The following is a 15,257-nucleotide window of genomic DNA, read 5'->3' on the forward strand; positions in this document are numbered from 1 at the left end:
GTCCATGGCATGCCGGATGCTCCACCGCGCCGCGTCTGGATGGATTGAACGAACCCGAGGTCCCTCGCATGAGCGCCGTCTCGCGATTGCTGTCACCCGCGCTGTGTCTGTGTCTGCTCGCCGCCTGCGAGCCCCTGTCCCCCCAGGAAGCCTCTCCCCAGCTCGCCGCCCAGGACTTCCGCGCCGACGGCGACGACTCCCACTCCCAGGGGACCCAGCTCCACGGCACGAGCATCGGCTCGTTCTTCTACGACCCCGCCACCGTCCTCTTCGAGAACGTCCGCCGCCCCGCGCTGCTGCGAGTCTTCCGCGGAGAGCTCGCGGCGAAGATGCCGCTCGCCGTCTCGGGCACCACCGCCAGCCTCAGTCCCTGCCTCCTGCGCGCCGAGTCGGGAGCGGCGCGCACCTGCGGCTTCACCGTGAAGGGCCAGGGCGTGTGCACTCCGGACACCCTCGTCACGCTCGACAGCGGCGAGTGCGCGGGCTCCGCGGGGAGCTGCACCGGTCGCCCCGTCCTGCGCGTCTGCGCGGGGGAGAAGCCCTGCGAGCACGCGCGCCAGGGCTACCTCGGCTCGTCCGAGGGCGTCGTGAAGCCCGACCCCAGCTGTCCCCTCGAATGTCCCTCCGTGCGCTTCACCTGTCCCAAGAGCGGCATCTTCACCGTGCTCGCGGGGCCCTATCTCCCGGGCCAGCCCTGGAGCGCCTCACCGAAGGCCAGCGGCGGCCGCTTCCCCGTGGAGCACAAGGAGCTGCGCGGCAAGCAGCTCATCGGCACGCGGCTGCGCAGCCTCTCGACGGCGCACTACAACTCCACGATTGAAGTCGTGGACGCCATCAACGCCAACCAGGTCACCATCCCCGAGTCCCCCGGCATCTGGGACGCCACCGGCGCCACCTTCCTCTACCGGGTGCAGGTGACGCCCGCGTCCGGAGCCACCGTCGACCTGTGCACGACGGGCGCGAATCCCGCCGTGGGCTGGGCCTGGGCCGTGCCCCTGGAGGGCTACTTCAACGCGAGCGGCGCGCGCCAGGAGACGACCAGCAGCTTCACCCTCGGCTGCGACCCGGGCGTGCTCGCCAAGTGCTACCGCTGGGGCTACAAGCCCTGGCTCGACGGCGCCTCGCCGGGCGCGGTGACGAAGGCCCACTGGGCCTGCACCCGCATGGCCCGCGCGGACTACTGCGGCAACGGCACGCCCTTCACCCAGGACGGCACCCCCATCCAGCCATGGGACGCCCTGACGCCCAACATCATCACCGCGCCAGAGGCGGGCGGCAGCTCCGACATGAAGTTCGAGGCGGGCTGGGACACGAGCGGCCCCGCGTGCCTGAGCCACTGGCGCTGGAAGCACCTGCAGGCCGGGTGCGTGGAGCTGCAGCCCCCCATCGAGGACTCCGCGGGCAACGTCATCAACGACTGCCGCGACCCCCACAACGTCACGGGCGCGTACAAGTGCTCGCCCATCTGCGACAACGCGCAGGAGGCGGCCCAGCGCTACCAGAGCGTCGTCTTCAACAACTCCCAATCCAACGAATCGCTGGCCCCGCCCCAGCCGTGAGCTAGCCTCCCGTCCCCACGAGGAGGAGATGATGACGGGAGCCATCTTTCTGGCCGCGATGCTGTCGGTGGGGAGCGCGGGCATGCGGTGGGAGACCCAGCCGAGCCTCACCTCCGTGAGGCTGCGCGGCGTCAGCGCCGTCGACGCCCGCGTGGCCTGGGCCAGCGGAGACCAGGGCACCTTCGTGCGCACCACGGACGGAGGCCAGACGTGGAGGCCGGGCAAGGTGCCGGGCGCGGAGGCGCTGGACTTCCGGGACGTGGATGCCTTCAGCGCCACCACCGCGTACCTGCTCTCCATCGGCGAGGGCGACAAGTCCCGCATCTACAAGACGGAGGACGGCGGCGAGACGTGGCGGCTGCAGTTCACCAACACCACGCCCGGCGCCTTCTTCGACGGCATGGCCTTCTGGGACGAGCGCCACGGCGTGGCCTTCAGCGACCCGGTCCAGGGCCGCTTCCTCGTCATCGCCACCTCCGACGGCGGCGCCACCTGGACACCCCTTCCCGCCGAGGCCCTCCCTCCCGCGCTGCCGGGCGAGGCGGGCTTCGCGGCCAGCGGCACCAGCATCACCGTGCGAGCCCCCCGGCAGGCGTGGTTCGGCCTGGGCGGCAAGGCGGCCCGCGTGGTGCGCACCACCGACGGCGGCAAGACCTGGAGCGTGGCGACCACGCCCCTGGCCACGGGCGACGGCGGCGGCATCTTCTCGCTGCTCTTCTGGAGCGAGCACGAGGGCATCGCCGTGGGCGGCAACCACCAGCGCCCCACGGACGCCACCGGCAACCTGGCCCTCACGAAGGACGGCGGCAGGACGTGGACGGTGCCCCCGGGAAGACGGCCCGCGGGCTATCGCTCCTGCGTCGCGCAGGTGCACGGCGCGCCGGGCCCCACGCTCGTCACCGTGGGCCCGTCCGGCTCGGAGCTGTCCGTGGACGGCGCGCGCACGTGGATGTCCCTGGGCACCACCGGCTTCCACGCCGTCTCCACCTCGCGCTCGGGCAACCGCGTCTGGGCCGTGGGGGACGCGGGCCTCATCGCCACGCTCCAGCGCGCGCGGCCGTCCCGGGCTAACCCACCAGCCGCGCCCAGTCGCCCTCGGCGCTGAACAGCCGGGCGCCCAGCCGGTCCACCAGGTCCGCGTGGGCCACCGCCGCGGCGCCGCCCACCCAGACGGGGATGCCCGGGGGCAGCTCTCGCAGGACCTGGGTGAGCGTGGCCTCGAACACGGCCTCACCGGGGTTGTTCACCGCCGACAGCCCCACCACGTCCGGACGCAGCCGCGTCACCGCGCGGCCCAGGTCCACGGCGGGCACGCGCTGGCCCAGCAGCGTCACCCGGTGGCCCGCGTGGCGCAGGCGCAGGGCCACGGCGAGCAGGCCCAGCTCGTGCTCCTCCTCCGGGAGGCACGCGAGCAGCGCGTGCTTGCGCCCCCCCTGCGGCGCCGCGTGCAGCAGGCTCACCAGCCGCGCGCGCACCACCTGCGTCACCAGGTGCTCCTGCGCCACCGTCAGCGTGCCCCGGTGCCAGCGCTCGCCCACCTCGCGCTGGAGGGGGGCCAGCACGCCCTCGAAGGCCTTGAGGGGAGGCAGCGCGGACAGCACCTCGTCCACCACCGCGGACACGCCGACCTGGTCATACGCCTCGGCCGCCAGCAGGGCCGCGTCGCGCCAGAAGTCCAGCCCCGAGCCCGAGGTCAGCGGGTCCTCCCCGGAGGCCACGCCCGCCGCGTCCAGCTCGGCGAGCAGTTGCGGCAGCATCTTCGCCGCCTCGCTGATGGCCACGCCCTCGTCGGTGAGCTTCTTCAGGCGCTTGAGCAGCGCCACGTCCCGCTCCGTGTAGACGCGGTAGCCGGCGGGCGTGCGCAGCGGCTGGAGCACCCCGTAGCGCCGCTCCCAGGCGCGGATGAGCTCCACCCGAACCCCTGACAGCTCGGCCGCGACGTGGATTCGGTAGGTGCGCTCGGCCATGGGGGCGGACGGTTCAGGGGCGATTCTGCGCGGTCCGCACCTGGTTCCAGAGGGCTATCAACTCCTGCGACGACTCGGCGAACTGCGCCCCGAGCGTGAAGACGGTCTTCAGGTGCTCGCGCGCGCCGGGCCCTCCTACCACGACCGACGAGAGGGCGCAGGCCTGCAGCGCCTCGGACAGCACCGTGAGGAACTCCTCCGGCGACCGCCCGTGGACGAAGGACAGCGCCACCAGGTCCGGCCGCACCTGCTCGCACGCCACGCGCAGGGCCTCGGCGGGGGTGTCCGCGCCCAGGAACGTGGTGCGCCAGCCCTTGCGCTTGAGCTGCACGGCCAGGCCCAACAGCCCCCCCTCGTGCGAGTCCCCCCGGGGACACGCCAGCAGCACCCGGGGCCCGCCGGCCGTGGTCTCCAGGCTGGAGAGCACCTGGCGCAGCCGCTGGCGGAGGTAGCCCGAGGCCAGGTGCTCGCGCGCCACGTCCACCCGCGTGGCCATCTCGCGCAACAGCGGCATGAGGAAGCCGTCGCAGTACGTGTCCACGTCCATGGAGCGCTGGGCCTCGTCCAGCACGCGCGACAGCTCGTCCTCGTCCAGCAGCCTCGCGGCGCTCCAGAAGCGCTCCTGCAGCCGCTCCGCGCCGGGCATCGTCTTGAGCGGCGAGGACACCACCTGGGCGATGGCCTCGCTCACCGCCAGACCGTCCAGCTGGATGAGGCGGACGACGCGGCGGACGGCCTCCACCTCCTCGCGCGAGTACACGCGGTAGTTGTTGCCCTCGCTGCGAAGCGGCCGGGGGAAGCCGTAGCGGCGCTCCCACGCGCGCAGCGTCGCCTCGCGGACGCCCGTCAGGCGGGAGATGGTGCGGATGCGCAACATCATGCTTGGACTCCCCGGGCCGCGTCCCACCGCTCGGCCACGCCCCGCGCGCCGGACACCTTGCGCGTGAAGCCCTCCAGGCTCGTCGTCGTCATGAGCCGCTTCACCACCGTCTCCAGGCCTGTCTGGAAGACGGACAGCGGTCCGGGTGGATGCGGCGTGCCCACCTCCAACAACACGTCCGGCAGCTCGTGCTCGAAGAAGGCGTAGCGCACGCCGATGGGCACGCACTCCACCTTCGCCACCCGGGCCAGCATCTCCACGCCGCGCTCCAGCCGCAGGGGCAGCTCGCCGAAGGGACGGTGCTCGCCTTCGGGGAAGACATACAGCGCCGCGCGCGGGCGGCGCAGCAGCTCCTTGGCGTAGCGCAGCGACTCGATGGAGGACATCGCGTCCTTGCGGCGGATGCTGAAGGCGCCGATGCGCGCGAGGAAGCGGTAGCGCCGCAGGTTCTCCTCGTCCATGAGGCAGTACGCGTCCCACCCCGCCACGCGCGACAGCTGGTGCAGCATGAAGCCGTCCCACCAGTTGGTGTGGTTCAGGTACACCAGCCGCCCCGGCCCGGACGCCGGCAGCTCGCCGCGCACCCACAGCCCCCGGAACGCCGAGCGGAACTTCCACCCGATGTACCGGTCGAGCGCCCACCCGAAGGGGCCTCCCTTGGCCGCGGGAATCACGGCGAGCGCGCCTCCTTCTTCCAGACGAGCTGCGCCAGCCCCGTGAACAGGGCCAGCCCCAGCGACACCAGGACGCTGGTGATGACGAAGAAGAGCACCTCTTCCAGCGGGACGAGGCCCAGGTAGATGCCCAGGTGCTTGCCCTCGCCGAAGTTCCAGATGCCGGTGGAGATGGCCAGGTGGTCGGCCACCGCCAGGTACAGGCCCAGGATGAAGGCCGGCGGCAGCACCGCGCGCAGCACCGCGCCCGAGCGCTCCTTGTAGTGGCGCACGAGCACCACCAGCTGGAACGCGATGAGGGGCAGCGTCCACGCGAGCAGGTGGATGAGGTAGGCCCAGCGCGACTCCATCATGGCGACACCTCGCTCGGGGACAGCGCGCGCTCGGACGGCGCCGCGGCGGAGGCCTTCGACTCGGCGGACGGAGCCTCCAGCGCGCGGGCCAGGCGGGCGCGGGCCCACAGGCCCACCAGCAGCGTCTGGAGGCCGAAGAAGAGGTACTCCTCCAGCGGCAGGTAGCCCAGCTTGATGCCCCAGATGCGCTCGGCGTCGAAGCCCCACAGGCCCCACTTCACGGCCAGGTTGTCCCACGGGGACGTGGCCGCGTAGACGACGATGAGGAGCATCCCCATGGGCGCCAGCGACCTGGCGGAGAAGGTCCGCCGGTAGCGCCAGAGTTGGATGAGGATGGGCAGTACGACGAACAGCCCGAGGAAACGTGCGTAGGTCATCCGGGTCCTCCCGTCAGCTCTGGCGACACGCGGACCATGCGGCCACCGCGCAAGAGGGTGTACGTCCGTCCGCGCCACGTCACCGTCCCCTGCCGGCCCAGTGAAACGGCGAAGGCCGCCAGGAGCAAGACTTCTCCCAGCAGCCAGTCCGTCCAGGCGCGGCCGCGTCCTGGGACGGGCCCCTGGGGCGCTCCGAGCACCCCGAGCCGGTGTGCCAGCGCCGCGCGCACGGCGACCAGCAGCGCCACGGCGGCGGACAACGCGGGCGAGCCCAGCAGCGCCGCGCACAGCACCAGCGGCACGGTGGGCGTGAAGAGCAGCGGCACGGTGGGGTACAGACCGGGCCGGTGGCTCGCGAGCACGCGCATCCATCGCGTGAAGCGGGACAGGGGGATGTCCCACGAGCCCACCTCGCCCAGCGGCACCACGGCGGGAGCGGCGCTCAGCGCCACGTCGAGCCCGCGCGCGTGCAGGCGCTTGGACAACTCCAGGTCCTCGCCGATGTGGTCGGCCAGGGACTCGAGGGAGGCCCGGGCCTCGGCGGACAGGCCCAGGGCCTTGCCGCACACGGCCGGGGCGCCGGCGCTCATCGCGTGCAGCGCGAGGAAGCTGTGGTGCGTGTAGCGCAGCAGGCCCGCCATCGCGCGGCCCGCGCCGTCGCGCGCATCCACGGGGGTGGGCGCGGCGGTGCTCAGCGCGGCGCCGGCGAGCAGCGGAGCCACCAGCCCCTCCACCAGCGCGCCCGTCACCGCGACATCCGCGTCCACGGCGAGCACCACGCGCCCCTCGATGGGGAGGACCGAGAGCGCGTAGAGGAGGTGGCCCACCTTGCGGTTCGGGGTGAGCGGGTCGCTCGGCAGCCAGCGCACGTCCGGGCCGAGGCGCGGACGGTAGGGCGAGACGACCACCTGCTCCAGCTCACCCGCGAAGTCGATGGGGAGCGCGAGATTCTCCAGCTCGCGCGGAGTCGGCGCGTCGACGGGACGAAGCAGGAGCACGCGGGCCGTCGAGGGGGCTCGCGCCGCGCGACCTGTCCGCATGCGCAGGAGCCGCACGAGCGTCACCGCGCTGAAGCCCGTGGCGAGCACCGTCCACCCCAGGACCAGGAGCACCGGCACACTCATGCCGCCCTCCCGGAGCACGCGTGGCGCGTGGGCGTCATCGCGCTGAAGGCCGAGGCGAGCCTCATCCACCCCATCGGCACACTCATGCCGCCCTCCCCAGGCGCGTGCGGAAGTGGGCCATCCACCGGATGAAGGGCGAGTGGAACCGGCGGAAGTCCGCCACCTCGCCCATGCAGTCCAGCGCGCCCTTGCGAGCCTCCAGTCGCGCATAGAAGGGCGAGGACTCCAACAGCCGCGCCTGCCCCACCACCGTGTTGCCCGACTCCAGGCGCGAGGGCACGCGAAGGCCCCAGCCGGTGATGACCGTGGGCCGGGCTTGAGGCTCCTCGCCACGCTCGCAGCGCACACCGCTGGAACAGGCCGTCATCCGCAGCGGGGCCACGCCATCCGGCAGGTGGTAGTCCACCACCGTCGTGTCCTCGCGGTGCGTGCGCGCCCAGTGCCAGCCGGCGAGCCGCGCGCCCAGCAACTCCTCACCGTGATTCGTGTCGTGGTACCCCAGCCCCTCCGCCGTCACGCCGAGCGAGGACACCTCCAGCTTCGCCTTGGCGCGCGGCGCCAGGGCCTGCCAGTAGTGCGGCAGCTCGGGCATCAACCGCACCACCTCGCCCATGGGCGTCAGCGGCTCCAACGTGAGGCGCGCGCTGACGGGCCGTCCCCACGGCGCCGTCCAGTCGTCCACCTCCATCCGCACCGCGCCGTCCTCGCCGTACGTCAGCGTCGAGCGGCCGATGCGCAGCCGCCCCGGCGACTCCATCTGCGCGTGCGGGTACTCGCTGAGCACCCACAGACGACGCACGCCCTCGTGGTACAGCGCGAAGTTCACCGCGCTGTACTCCATCGGCCGTCCACCGCGACGCGCCGCCACCGAGTAGCGGGGCGAGAAGAGCGAGCCCAGCATGAAGATGCACACCGCGCTGAACGGACCCGCCGTCACGTCCGCGTAGAACCAGCGATAGGCCCCCGCCTCGCCGGGCAGCGCCGGAATGTCTCGCAAGGTGTTCATCATCCGCCCCTCCGCAGATGCGCGGAGGCCATCTCCGCGGCGAAGCGGCCGGACAGCATCACCAGGGGCACCCCACCGCCCGGGTGCGTGCCGCCGCCCGCGAAGAACAGGCCTGGCGTGTTGCCCCGGATGCGAGGACGCCGGAAGGGCCCCAGCTTGCCGTGGGGCAGGAAGCCGTAGATGGAGCCCCCCGGAGCCCCCTGCGCCGCCAGGTCCACCGGCGAGCGCTGGCCGATGACTCGCACCCGCCCCCGGAGCTCCGGGTGGTGCGCGAACAGCTTCTCGAACATCTGCGCCTTCACCCGCTCGCCGTGCTGCTCCCACTCGCGCGCGCTGGCCTCCAGCGCCCCAGGGCCGCCTGACAACGGCGGCGCGTTCACCATGACGAACAGGCCCGTGCGGCCCACGGGGGCCATCGTGGGGTCCGTCGCGGACGGGTTGCAGAAGTACACCGTCGGGTCCGACGCGAGCTGCCCGCTGAACAGCTCCCTGAACTCGCGCGGGTAGTCGCTGCCGAAGAGCACCGCGTGGTGCGGCAGCGGGAGTCGTCCCTCCACGTCCAGCAGCAGCACGAAGCCGGAGAGCGCCAGCGCCTCGCCCTCGCGCCGCAGCGACTCCAGCGGGTCCGCGTTCACCACCACGCCGTCGAACAGCGCGCCGTCCTTCTCCGGGCCCACGCGGTAGCCCTCGTGCGTGCGCTCGAAGCGGGCCCGCGTCCGCAGGTGCACCGTGACGCCCAGCCTGCGCACCGCGCGTCCCAGCGCGTCCACGAGCGCGCCCACGCCACCGCGCGCATGGTGGACACCGTAGGCGTGCTCGATGTGAGGAATCAGCGCGAAGGCCGCGCTCGCCTCGTACGGCGACGCGCCCGCGTAGGTGGCGAAGCGCCCCACGTACTGTTGCAGGTGCTCGGTGCGCAGGTGTTTCACCGCCAGGGCGTGCAGCGACGACAGCTGCATGCCCGCGAGCACCGCGCCGATGCCCCGCTTCGCCACGCGGCCCATGAAGCCGGCCATGCCCTCGAAGGGCGCCTCCAGGTAGGGCTCACCCGCGGCGGCCCAGATGGCGGCGGCCTCCGCGTAGAAGCCGCGGATGCCTCGACGCTCCGAGGGCTTCACGTCCCCCGCGCTGTCCGCGGTGCGCTCCACGTCCTTGTACGCGGTGAACGAGCACCCATCCGAGAAGCGATAGGAGCACTGCGGCTCCAGCTCCGTGAGCGGAGGCAGGAGGTCCATCGCGCCCAGCTGCTCGAAGGTGCCACGCACCAGGTCCGGCAGCGTCAACAGCGTGGGCCCGGTGTCCAGCGTCACGCCGTCCACGGTGACCGCCTGCGCCTTGCCGCCCAGTGACGCGCTGCCCTCGAACAGCGTCACCGCGTGGCCCTCCTTCGCCAGGAGCCCCGCGGCGGTGAGCCCGCCGATGCCTCCACCGATGACGGCGACCCGGGAGGCCCTCATGACCGCGCCTCCGGGCACTCGCGAACGCACGGGGTCTCCGCGGCGTCACCACCCTGCATCGCGCGGAGGCCATGCCCCCCTCGCCGCGGCTCCAAACGTCCGCGAGCACGTACGTCCCCCATGGCGTCATCGCCCCGCTTCGCGTGGAAGCCGGGGCACCCCCGCCTCCGAACACACGCATCAGCCATGGTGTCGGCCCCCCGCCTCGCTCGGCAGCAACGGCACGCGCGCCTCGCCGAGGGGCGCGGGCAGCACACTCATGGGACGCAGGAACGTCGCGGCGGCCAGTGACAGCTTGCGGCCCGTCGGCACGAAGGCGCGCGAGCTGAACACGTCGTAGTCGCGCACCTCAATCTCCCGGAGGATGTCGCCATAGATGGCGCCCATCAGCCGCACCATGCGCTGACTGCCGAACCCGGTGAGCGAGGGCACCCCCTGCGCCGCGCGCGCGTAGTACACGCGGGCCCGCGCCACCTGGAAGCGCATGAAGTCCCGCCACCTCGCATCCACCTTCCCGCGGTGCAGGTCCTCCTCGGACAGCCCGAAGTGCGCCAGCTCCCGCGCGGGCAGGTACACGCGGCCGCGCTCCAGGTCCTCGCGCACGTCGCGCAGGATGTTGGTGAGCTGCATGCCCCGGCCCAGGTCCGCCGCCGGCTGCAGCGCCGACACGTCCGAGCACCCGAGCACCGGCGTCAACATCAACCCCACCACGCCCGCCACGCGGTAGCAGTAGAGGTCCAGCTCCTCCCACGTCTCGTAGCGGTTCTTCGTCAGGTCCATCTCCATGCCGGAGATGAGGTCCTGGAACGGCTGCTCCGGAATCCGGTAGAGCCGCACCGTGTGCGCCAGCGCCGCGAACTCCCCCGCGTCCCACGGCGAGCGCGCCGCCACACCCGCCACCCGGTCATTCGGGGGCCCCAGCTCGCGCGAGGCCAGCTCCGGCATGGGCACGTACAGCTCCGCCACCATGCGTCGGGCCCGGTCCAACCGCACCGCGAGTTCCTCGCCGTCGGGCCCCGCCTCATCCACCAGGTCATCCAGCCGCCGGCAGAACGCATACAGCGCGAACGCCGCCTTCCGGCGCTGACCGAACAACAGATACGAGGCGAAGAAGAAGCTCTTGGCGTGATGCCGCGTCACCCGCCGGGCCAGCCAGTATCCCCGACGCACCAGCGCCTTCTCGTCGGTCGTGCTCATGCCGCCACCTCCGCCGCCACCGACTTCGCCGGGTCCGCGCGCGGGGACAACTTCACCCCGCGGTCACGAGCCCACGACATCAGCCGCTCGGTGACGAGCCGCGCGGAGATGAGCACCGTGGGCAGCCCCGTGCCCGGCTGCGTGGACGCACCGACGAAGAAGAGGTTCTTCACCCGCGCGTCCTGGTTGGACGGCCGGAACGGACCAATCTGCAGGAAGTTCTGCGCCAGTCCGAACGCGCTGCCCTTGGCCAGGTTGAACGTGCCCGCCCAGTCGTCGGGCGTGAAGACGCGCTCCACCTCGATGTCCGACTCCAGGTCCGGATGGCCCAGCTCGGCCAGGCGCGCGAACACCTTGGCGCGCACCTTGGGGCCCTCCACCTTCCAGTCGAGCGACGGGTGCTGGTGCGGCACGGGCACCAGCACGTAGAGCGAGTCCTTGCCCTCGGGCGCGAGCGACGAATCCGTGCGCGTGGGCGCGTTGACGTAGAAGCTCGGGTCCTCCGGCACGCGGAAGCGCTGGAAGATGTCGTCGAACGAGCCCTTGTAGTCGTGGCCGAAGACCACGTTGTGGTGCCCCAGCTCCGGATACTTCCGGCGCATCCCCAGGTAGAGCATGTAACCACTGGACGTGTAGCGCAGCGACTCGCGGCGCTTGAGCGTGGTGGCCTCCGGGTCCAGCAGCTTCTCGTACGCGTAGGGCAGGTCCGCGTTGCACAGCACCGCGTCCGCCTCCAGCACCTCGCCGCCCTCCAGCCTCACGCCGGTGGTGCGGCCGCCCTCCGTGAGGATGCGCTCCACGGGGGTGCCGTAGTGGAATTGCACGCCCTCCTCGAGCGCCAGCTTCTCCAGCGCCTGCGGAATCGCATACAGGCCGCCCTTGGGGAACCAGATGCCCACGCCCAGCTCGGTGAAGGGCAGCAGCCCATACACCGCGGGCGACTCGAAGGGAGACACGCCCAGGTACATCGTCTGGAAGGTCATCGCCGCGCGCAGCCGGTCGTCCTTGAAGTAGCGGCTGACGTCCGGGTACATGCGCCGGTGCGCGCGCACCTGGAGGATGCGGGCGAGCACGCGCGGAGACAGGTAGTCGGTGATGCCCTCGTAGTTGCGGCCCACCAGGTGGTCCAGGCTCGTGCGGTACTGGACACGTCCCTGGGCGAGGAAGGCGAGGTAGCGCGCGTAGCTGCCCGGCTCCACCCGCTCCAGCTCGCGCCCCATGGCGCACAGCTCGGAGGTGAAGGTGACGTCCGAGCCGTCGCGGAAGTGCACCCGGTAGTTGGGCTCGCACTTGAGCAGCGTCAGGTAGTCCTCGATTCGGCGGCCGAGCGCGCGGAAGGTCTCCTCGAACACCTCCGGCATCAGCACGATGGTGGGACCGATGTCCCAGGTGAACCCGTCCACCCGCAGCCGGTTGCAGCGACCTCCGGGCCCCACCGTCTTCTCGACGACGCGAACGTCGAAGCCCTGGTGCGCCAGCCGCGCCGCCGCGGCCAGCCCTCCGACCCCGGCGCCCACCACCACCACGCGTCTGCCCTGGATTCGCGAGCTCATGAGGTCCTCAGGCGATGCGATGGGCCAGCCGCGCGATGAGCGCGTCCAACAGGTCCCGGGCCCCGTTGGGGTTGGGCAGCGAGTGCAAGGCGCGCCGGGCCGCGTGGGAGCCGCGCGTCACCAACCGCTCGCACGCCTCACGGCCGCCGTACTCCTCCACCAGCGTCCGGGCACGCGCCAGGGCGCGCGCGTCCTTGAGCGACTCGGGCAGCGACCAGAGCAGCTCCAGCTCCTCGCGGGCCCTCGGCGGGGCGCGCACGTAGGCCGCCAGCACCGGGAAGGTGCGCTTGCCCTGCATGAAGTCGCCGTCCGCCGCCTTGCCCGCGACGCTCGAGTCACCGAAGAGCCCGATGAGGTCGTCCTTCAGCTGGTAGGCCAGGCCCACCTGACGGCCCACGCGCTCGAGCCCCGCCACCAGCTCCGGGCTGGCGCCGCCCAGCATGGCGCCGCAGACGAGCGGCGCGCAGAAGCCGTAGCGCGCCGTCTTGAGGTAGGCCACGCGCAGCGTCTGGAACAGCGACACCTGCGACAGCGGCGCGCCGCCCAGCGCCAGGTCCAGGTACTGGCCCGCCGCCGTGTGACGGCACACCGACAGGTAGTAGCGCACCACCCTCGCCACGCCCGGCAGGCCCGACTCCAGCATGGCCTCCAGCGAGCGCGCGAAGAGGTGGTCGCCCACCACCACCGCCAGGTCCTCGCCGCCGCGCCCCGGCGCCAGGAGGTGGTGCAGCGCCGCGCCGCCCCGCCGCAGGTGCGCCCGGTCCGCCACGTCATCGTGGATGAGCAGGAAGGTGTGCAGCAGCTCCAGCCCCGCCGCGAAGCGCCACAGCTCGCCCGGCACCACCGGCGTGCCCTTCGCCAGACAGTGCCCCGCCATCACCAGCGCCGGCCGCACCCGCTTGGCCGGCCTGAGGGCGTACGTGCGCGCCTGCGCCATGGCCCACGTCCAGCGCGCGTCCAGGCGGGCCTCGTCCGGCAGGTCGAACAGCTCGCCCAACGACGTCTCCACCTGTGCCTGCACGAGCTTCAGCCAGGCCTGCTCCAGGGGAAGCTCGCCCGACATCGGCTGTACAGCGGGACGGGGAAGGGCCATCGGTTGATCCTCCGGATTCAGGCGGCTGCTGCTGAGAGGTAACGTTTGCGTCCAGGCCTTGTCAAGGCTATGTCCATGGTTTGTATCAACCTTGTCCACCAGGGGTCACCTCATGAAGACGTGGATCACCGGCACACTGGCGGCCGCCCTGCTTTCCCAGGGAGCCCTCGCGTCCAACCTTCCGGACGGTCCGCAGGACGCGACGTTACGAACCTCGAGCGGAGAAGAGGTGCGTCTCTCTCGCTGGCGTGGAAAACCGGTAATTCTCTTCTATGAGGACAAGGACTCCACGAAGCTCAACGCGGGGCTGAAGGAGGAGCTCTTCGCGCGGGGCAAGGAGCGCAACCTGTTGGGGGCGGCCACGGTGGTGGCGGTGGCCAACCTCATGAAGTTCGACTTCTTTCCCGCTCGGCAGATTGCCCTCTCCTACGTCCGGGACGAGGAGAAGAAGGTGGGCGTGCCCATCCTGGTGGACCTGAAAGGAGCCATGGGCGAGGCGCCGTGGACGCTGCCGCTGAAGACCTCCAACGTGCTGCTGCTGGATGCCCAGGGAGTGTTGGTCTACCGACACTCGGGGAAGATGAAGCCGGAGGAGCAGACGGCCTTCTTCGAGTCGCTCAGCAAGCTGGTGGGGGTGGACCTGACGACGCCGGTGGCCGCGCCGGCCGCCCCGGGAGCCACCCCATGAAGGTGGCGGTGACGGGGGCCACGGGGTTTCTGGGCCCAGGACTTGTCCAGGGTTTGTTGAGTCATGGCCATCAGGTCCAGGTGCTCACGCGGGACGTGGCCCGGGCGCTGGAGCGGCTGCCCGCGGGGGTGACGGGGGCGGTGTTCGACGGGCGGACGGCGATGGCGCCCGAGGCGCTCGCGGGCGTGGACGCGGTGGTGCACCTGGCGGGCGAGCCGGTGGCGCAGCGGTGGACGAAGGACGCGAAGCAGCGCATCCACGACAGCCGGGTGCAGGGCACGCGGGTGCTGGTGGACGCGATGAAGGCCGCGGGCACGGTGAGGCGCTTCGTGTCCACGTCGGCCATCGGCTACTACGGCGGCGCTCGCGAGGCGCAGGCCCTGACGGAGGACAGCGCCCCCGGCGACGACTTCCTCGCGCGGGTGTGCGTGGCGTGGGAGGCCCAGGCGCTCCGGGCGCGCGAGGAGGCGGGGATTCCCACGGCGGTGGTGCGCATGGGCATGGTGCTGCATCCGGACGGCGGCGCGCTGCACAAGATGCTGCCGCCGTTCCGCTTGGGCGCCGGAGGGCCGGTGGGCAGCGGCAAGCAGTACGTGAGCTGGATTCACCTGGACGACGCGCGGGCGCTCCTCCAGTTCGCGCTGGCGCACCCGGAGCTGGAGGGGCCGGTGAACGCCACCGCGCCGGAGCCGGTGACGAACGCGGCCTTCGCGCACGCGCTGGGCCACGCGCTGGGGCGCCCCAGCGTGATGCATGTCCCGGCCTTCATGGTGAAGGCGGCGCTGGGGGAGATGTCCAAGGTGGTGCTCGAGGGCCAGCGGGTGTTGCCCGCGCGAGCCCGGGCGGCGGGCTTCGCGTTCGGCTTCCCGGAGCTGGAAGGCGCGCTGAAGCAGCTGCTCGGCTGAGCGACGAAGCCCGAGCGCGCGCGTGGGTGACTCGGGCTAGAAACAGCGACGGGAACTGCCTAGGAGCGACGCGGGATGGATGCCAGGGAGCTGGAAGCGCGAGCGCGAGCGGAAGGGACACCCGTCATCATCGGCGACACCGCCACCTTCGTGTGGCGAGGGCGCGGGCCCGTCTTCGTCCAGGGGGACTTCCAGGACTGGAAGGGCGAGCCGCTGCCGCTGGAGCGCGCGGGCCCCGGCCTGTGGAAGCGCTCGCTGGCGCTGCCCCGGGACGCCTATGTGGAGTACGCGCTGTTCGACGCGAAGGGCCGTCGGGTGCGGGACGACTTCAACGCGCGCGTCTGTGACAACGGCTTCGGTGAGAGCAACCACGTCTTCTACATGCCCGACGGCCCTTCGCGTCGAACAGCGCGTACTCCACATA

16 protein-coding genes are annotated in these 15,257 nt (G+C 72.0%); 5 read left to right on the forward strand and 11 right to left on the reverse strand.

The features are described from left to right. Positions 1 to 68 precede the first annotated feature (68 nt). Positions 69 to 1,559: an ADYC domain-containing protein gene (locus FL311_RS31340; RefSeq protein WP_141330933.1), complete on the forward strand. Its 1,491-nt coding sequence runs from the start codon at positions 69 to 71 to the stop codon at positions 1,557 to 1,559. A gap of 28 nt (positions 1,560 to 1,587) precedes the next feature. Continuing rightward, positions 1,588 to 2,664, forward strand: a complete 1,077-nt coding sequence (locus FL311_RS31345) for an oxidoreductase (RefSeq protein ID WP_141330935.1) — start codon at positions 1,588 to 1,590, stop codon at positions 2,662 to 2,664. Here the strand turns inward: FL311_RS31345 and FL311_RS31350 are convergent. The 11 genes from FL311_RS31350 to FL311_RS31400 form a co-directional block, all read right to left on the reverse strand. After that, a complete protein-coding gene (locus FL311_RS31350) occupies positions 2,627 to 3,526 on the reverse strand; it encodes a MerR family transcriptional regulator (protein ID WP_141330937.1) in 900 nt (299 codons plus the stop codon). The two genes, FL311_RS31345 and FL311_RS31350, sit on opposite strands and share 38 nt — an antisense overlap. A gap of 13 nt (positions 3,527 to 3,539) precedes the next feature. Next, positions 3,540 to 4,406: a MerR family transcriptional regulator gene (locus FL311_RS31355; RefSeq protein ID WP_141330939.1), complete on the reverse strand. Its 867-nt coding sequence runs from the start codon at positions 4,404 to 4,406 to the stop codon at positions 3,540 to 3,542. Further along, positions 4,403 to 5,080: a lysophospholipid acyltransferase family protein gene (locus tag FL311_RS31360; RefSeq protein WP_141330941.1), complete on the reverse strand. Its 678-nt coding sequence runs from the start codon at positions 5,078 to 5,080 to the stop codon at positions 4,403 to 4,405. The genes FL311_RS31355 and FL311_RS31360 overlap by 4 nt, the downstream gene beginning before the upstream one ends. Next, entirely contained in the window at positions 5,077 to 5,433 is a 357-nt protein-coding gene (locus FL311_RS31365; protein ID WP_141330943.1) for a lycopene cyclase domain-containing protein, read from the reverse strand. The genes FL311_RS31360 and FL311_RS31365 overlap by 4 nt, the downstream gene beginning before the upstream one ends. Then, positions 5,430 to 5,810: a lycopene cyclase domain-containing protein gene (locus FL311_RS31370; RefSeq protein WP_141330945.1), complete on the reverse strand. Its 381-nt coding sequence runs from the start codon at positions 5,808 to 5,810 to the stop codon at positions 5,430 to 5,432. Before FL311_RS31370 ends, FL311_RS31365 begins: the two co-directional genes overlap by 4 nt. Further along, positions 5,807 to 6,934, reverse strand: coding sequence for a glycosyltransferase (locus FL311_RS31375; protein WP_141330947.1), 1,128 nt, complete (start codon positions 6,932 to 6,934; stop codon positions 5,807 to 5,809). The genes FL311_RS31370 and FL311_RS31375 overlap by 4 nt, the downstream gene beginning before the upstream one ends. 82 nt (positions 6,935 to 7,016) lie before the next feature. Then, positions 7,017 to 7,940 (reverse strand): carotenoid 1,2-hydratase, encoded by a 924-nt coding sequence (locus tag FL311_RS31380; protein WP_141330961.1) that lies wholly within the window; start codon positions 7,938 to 7,940, stop codon positions 7,017 to 7,019. Then, positions 7,940 to 9,397 carry an NAD(P)/FAD-dependent oxidoreductase gene (locus tag FL311_RS31385; protein ID WP_141330949.1) on the reverse strand — a complete coding sequence of 486 codons (1,458 nt, stop codon included), beginning with the start codon at positions 9,395 to 9,397 and terminating at the stop codon, positions 7,940 to 7,942. The genes FL311_RS31380 and FL311_RS31385 overlap by 1 nt, the downstream gene beginning before the upstream one ends. A 180-nt stretch (positions 9,398 to 9,577) precedes the next feature. Continuing rightward, positions 9,578 to 10,594, reverse strand: a complete 1,017-nt coding sequence (locus FL311_RS31390; protein ID WP_141330951.1) for a phytoene/squalene synthase family protein — start codon at positions 10,592 to 10,594, stop codon at positions 9,578 to 9,580. Next, positions 10,591 to 12,147 carry an NAD(P)/FAD-dependent oxidoreductase gene (locus FL311_RS31395; RefSeq protein ID WP_141330953.1) on the reverse strand — a complete coding sequence of 519 codons (1,557 nt, stop codon included), beginning with the start codon at positions 12,145 to 12,147 and terminating at the stop codon, positions 10,591 to 10,593. The genes FL311_RS31390 and FL311_RS31395 overlap by 4 nt, the downstream gene beginning before the upstream one ends. Positions 12,148 to 12,154: 7 nt before the next feature. After that, positions 12,155 to 13,240, reverse strand: a complete 1,086-nt coding sequence (locus tag FL311_RS31400; RefSeq protein ID WP_141330955.1) for a polyprenyl synthetase family protein — start codon at positions 13,238 to 13,240, stop codon at positions 12,155 to 12,157. A 112-nt stretch (positions 13,241 to 13,352) separates the two neighbouring features. Here FL311_RS31400 and FL311_RS31405 point away from each other — a divergent pair, with 112 nt between their 5' ends. The 3 genes from FL311_RS31405 to FL311_RS31415 form a co-directional block, all read left to right on the forward strand. Beyond that, positions 13,353 to 13,928 carry a peroxiredoxin gene (locus FL311_RS31405; RefSeq protein WP_141330957.1) on the forward strand — a complete coding sequence of 192 codons (576 nt, stop codon included), beginning with the start codon at positions 13,353 to 13,355 and terminating at the stop codon, positions 13,926 to 13,928. After that, positions 13,925 to 14,833: a TIGR01777 family oxidoreductase gene (locus FL311_RS31410; RefSeq protein ID WP_141330959.1), complete on the forward strand. Its 909-nt coding sequence runs from the start codon at positions 13,925 to 13,927 to the stop codon at positions 14,831 to 14,833. Before FL311_RS31405 ends, FL311_RS31410 begins: the two co-directional genes overlap by 4 nt. A gap of 75 nt (positions 14,834 to 14,908) precedes the next feature. Next, on the forward strand, positions 14,909 to 15,257 hold a 349-nt coding region (locus FL311_RS31415; protein WP_194869433.1), incomplete at its 3' end, for a glycogen-binding domain-containing protein.

Source organism: Myxococcus sp. AB025B, assembly GCF_006518215.1.
GTDB lineage: Bacteria > Myxococcota > Myxococcia > Myxococcales > Myxococcaceae > Myxococcus > Myxococcus fulvus.

Coding starts and splice junctions, on each gene's coding strand:
- FL311_RS31340 (WP_141330933.1), top strand. CDS start 69: ATGAGCGCCGTCTCGCGATTGCTGTCACCCGCGCTGTGTCTGTGTCTG.
- FL311_RS31345 (WP_141330935.1), top strand. CDS start 1,588: ATGATGACGGGAGCCATCTTTCTGGCCGCGATGCTGTCGGTGGGGAGC.
- FL311_RS31350 (WP_141330937.1), bottom strand. CDS start 3,526: ATGGCCGAGCGCACCTACCGAATCCACGTCGCGGCCGAGCTGTCAGGG.
- FL311_RS31355 (WP_141330939.1), bottom strand. CDS start 4,406: ATGATGTTGCGCATCCGCACCATCTCCCGCCTGACGGGCGTCCGCGAG.
- FL311_RS31365 (WP_141330943.1), bottom strand. CDS start 5,433: ATGATGGAGTCGCGCTGGGCCTACCTCATCCACCTGCTCGCGTGGACG.
- FL311_RS31370 (WP_141330945.1), bottom strand. CDS start 5,810: ATGACCTACGCACGTTTCCTCGGGCTGTTCGTCGTACTGCCCATCCTC.
- FL311_RS31375 (WP_141330947.1), bottom strand. CDS start 6,934: ATGAGTGTGCCGGTGCTCCTGGTCCTGGGGTGGACGGTGCTCGCCACG.
- FL311_RS31380 (WP_141330961.1), bottom strand. CDS start 7,940: ATGAACACCTTGCGAGACATTCCGGCGCTGCCCGGCGAGGCGGGGGCC.
- FL311_RS31385 (WP_141330949.1), bottom strand. CDS start 9,397: ATGAGGGCCTCCCGGGTCGCCGTCATCGGTGGAGGCATCGGCGGGCTC.
- FL311_RS31390 (WP_141330951.1), bottom strand. CDS start 10,594: ATGAGCACGACCGACGAGAAGGCGCTGGTGCGTCGGGGATACTGGCTG.
- FL311_RS31395 (WP_141330953.1), bottom strand. CDS start 12,147: ATGAGCTCGCGAATCCAGGGCAGACGCGTGGTGGTGGTGGGCGCCGGG.
- FL311_RS31400 (WP_141330955.1), bottom strand. CDS start 13,240: ATGGCCCTTCCCCGTCCCGCTGTACAGCCGATGTCGGGCGAGCTTCCC.
- FL311_RS31405 (WP_141330957.1), top strand. CDS start 13,353: ATGAAGACGTGGATCACCGGCACACTGGCGGCCGCCCTGCTTTCCCAG.
- FL311_RS31410 (WP_141330959.1), top strand. CDS start 13,925: ATGAAGGTGGCGGTGACGGGGGCCACGGGGTTTCTGGGCCCAGGACTT.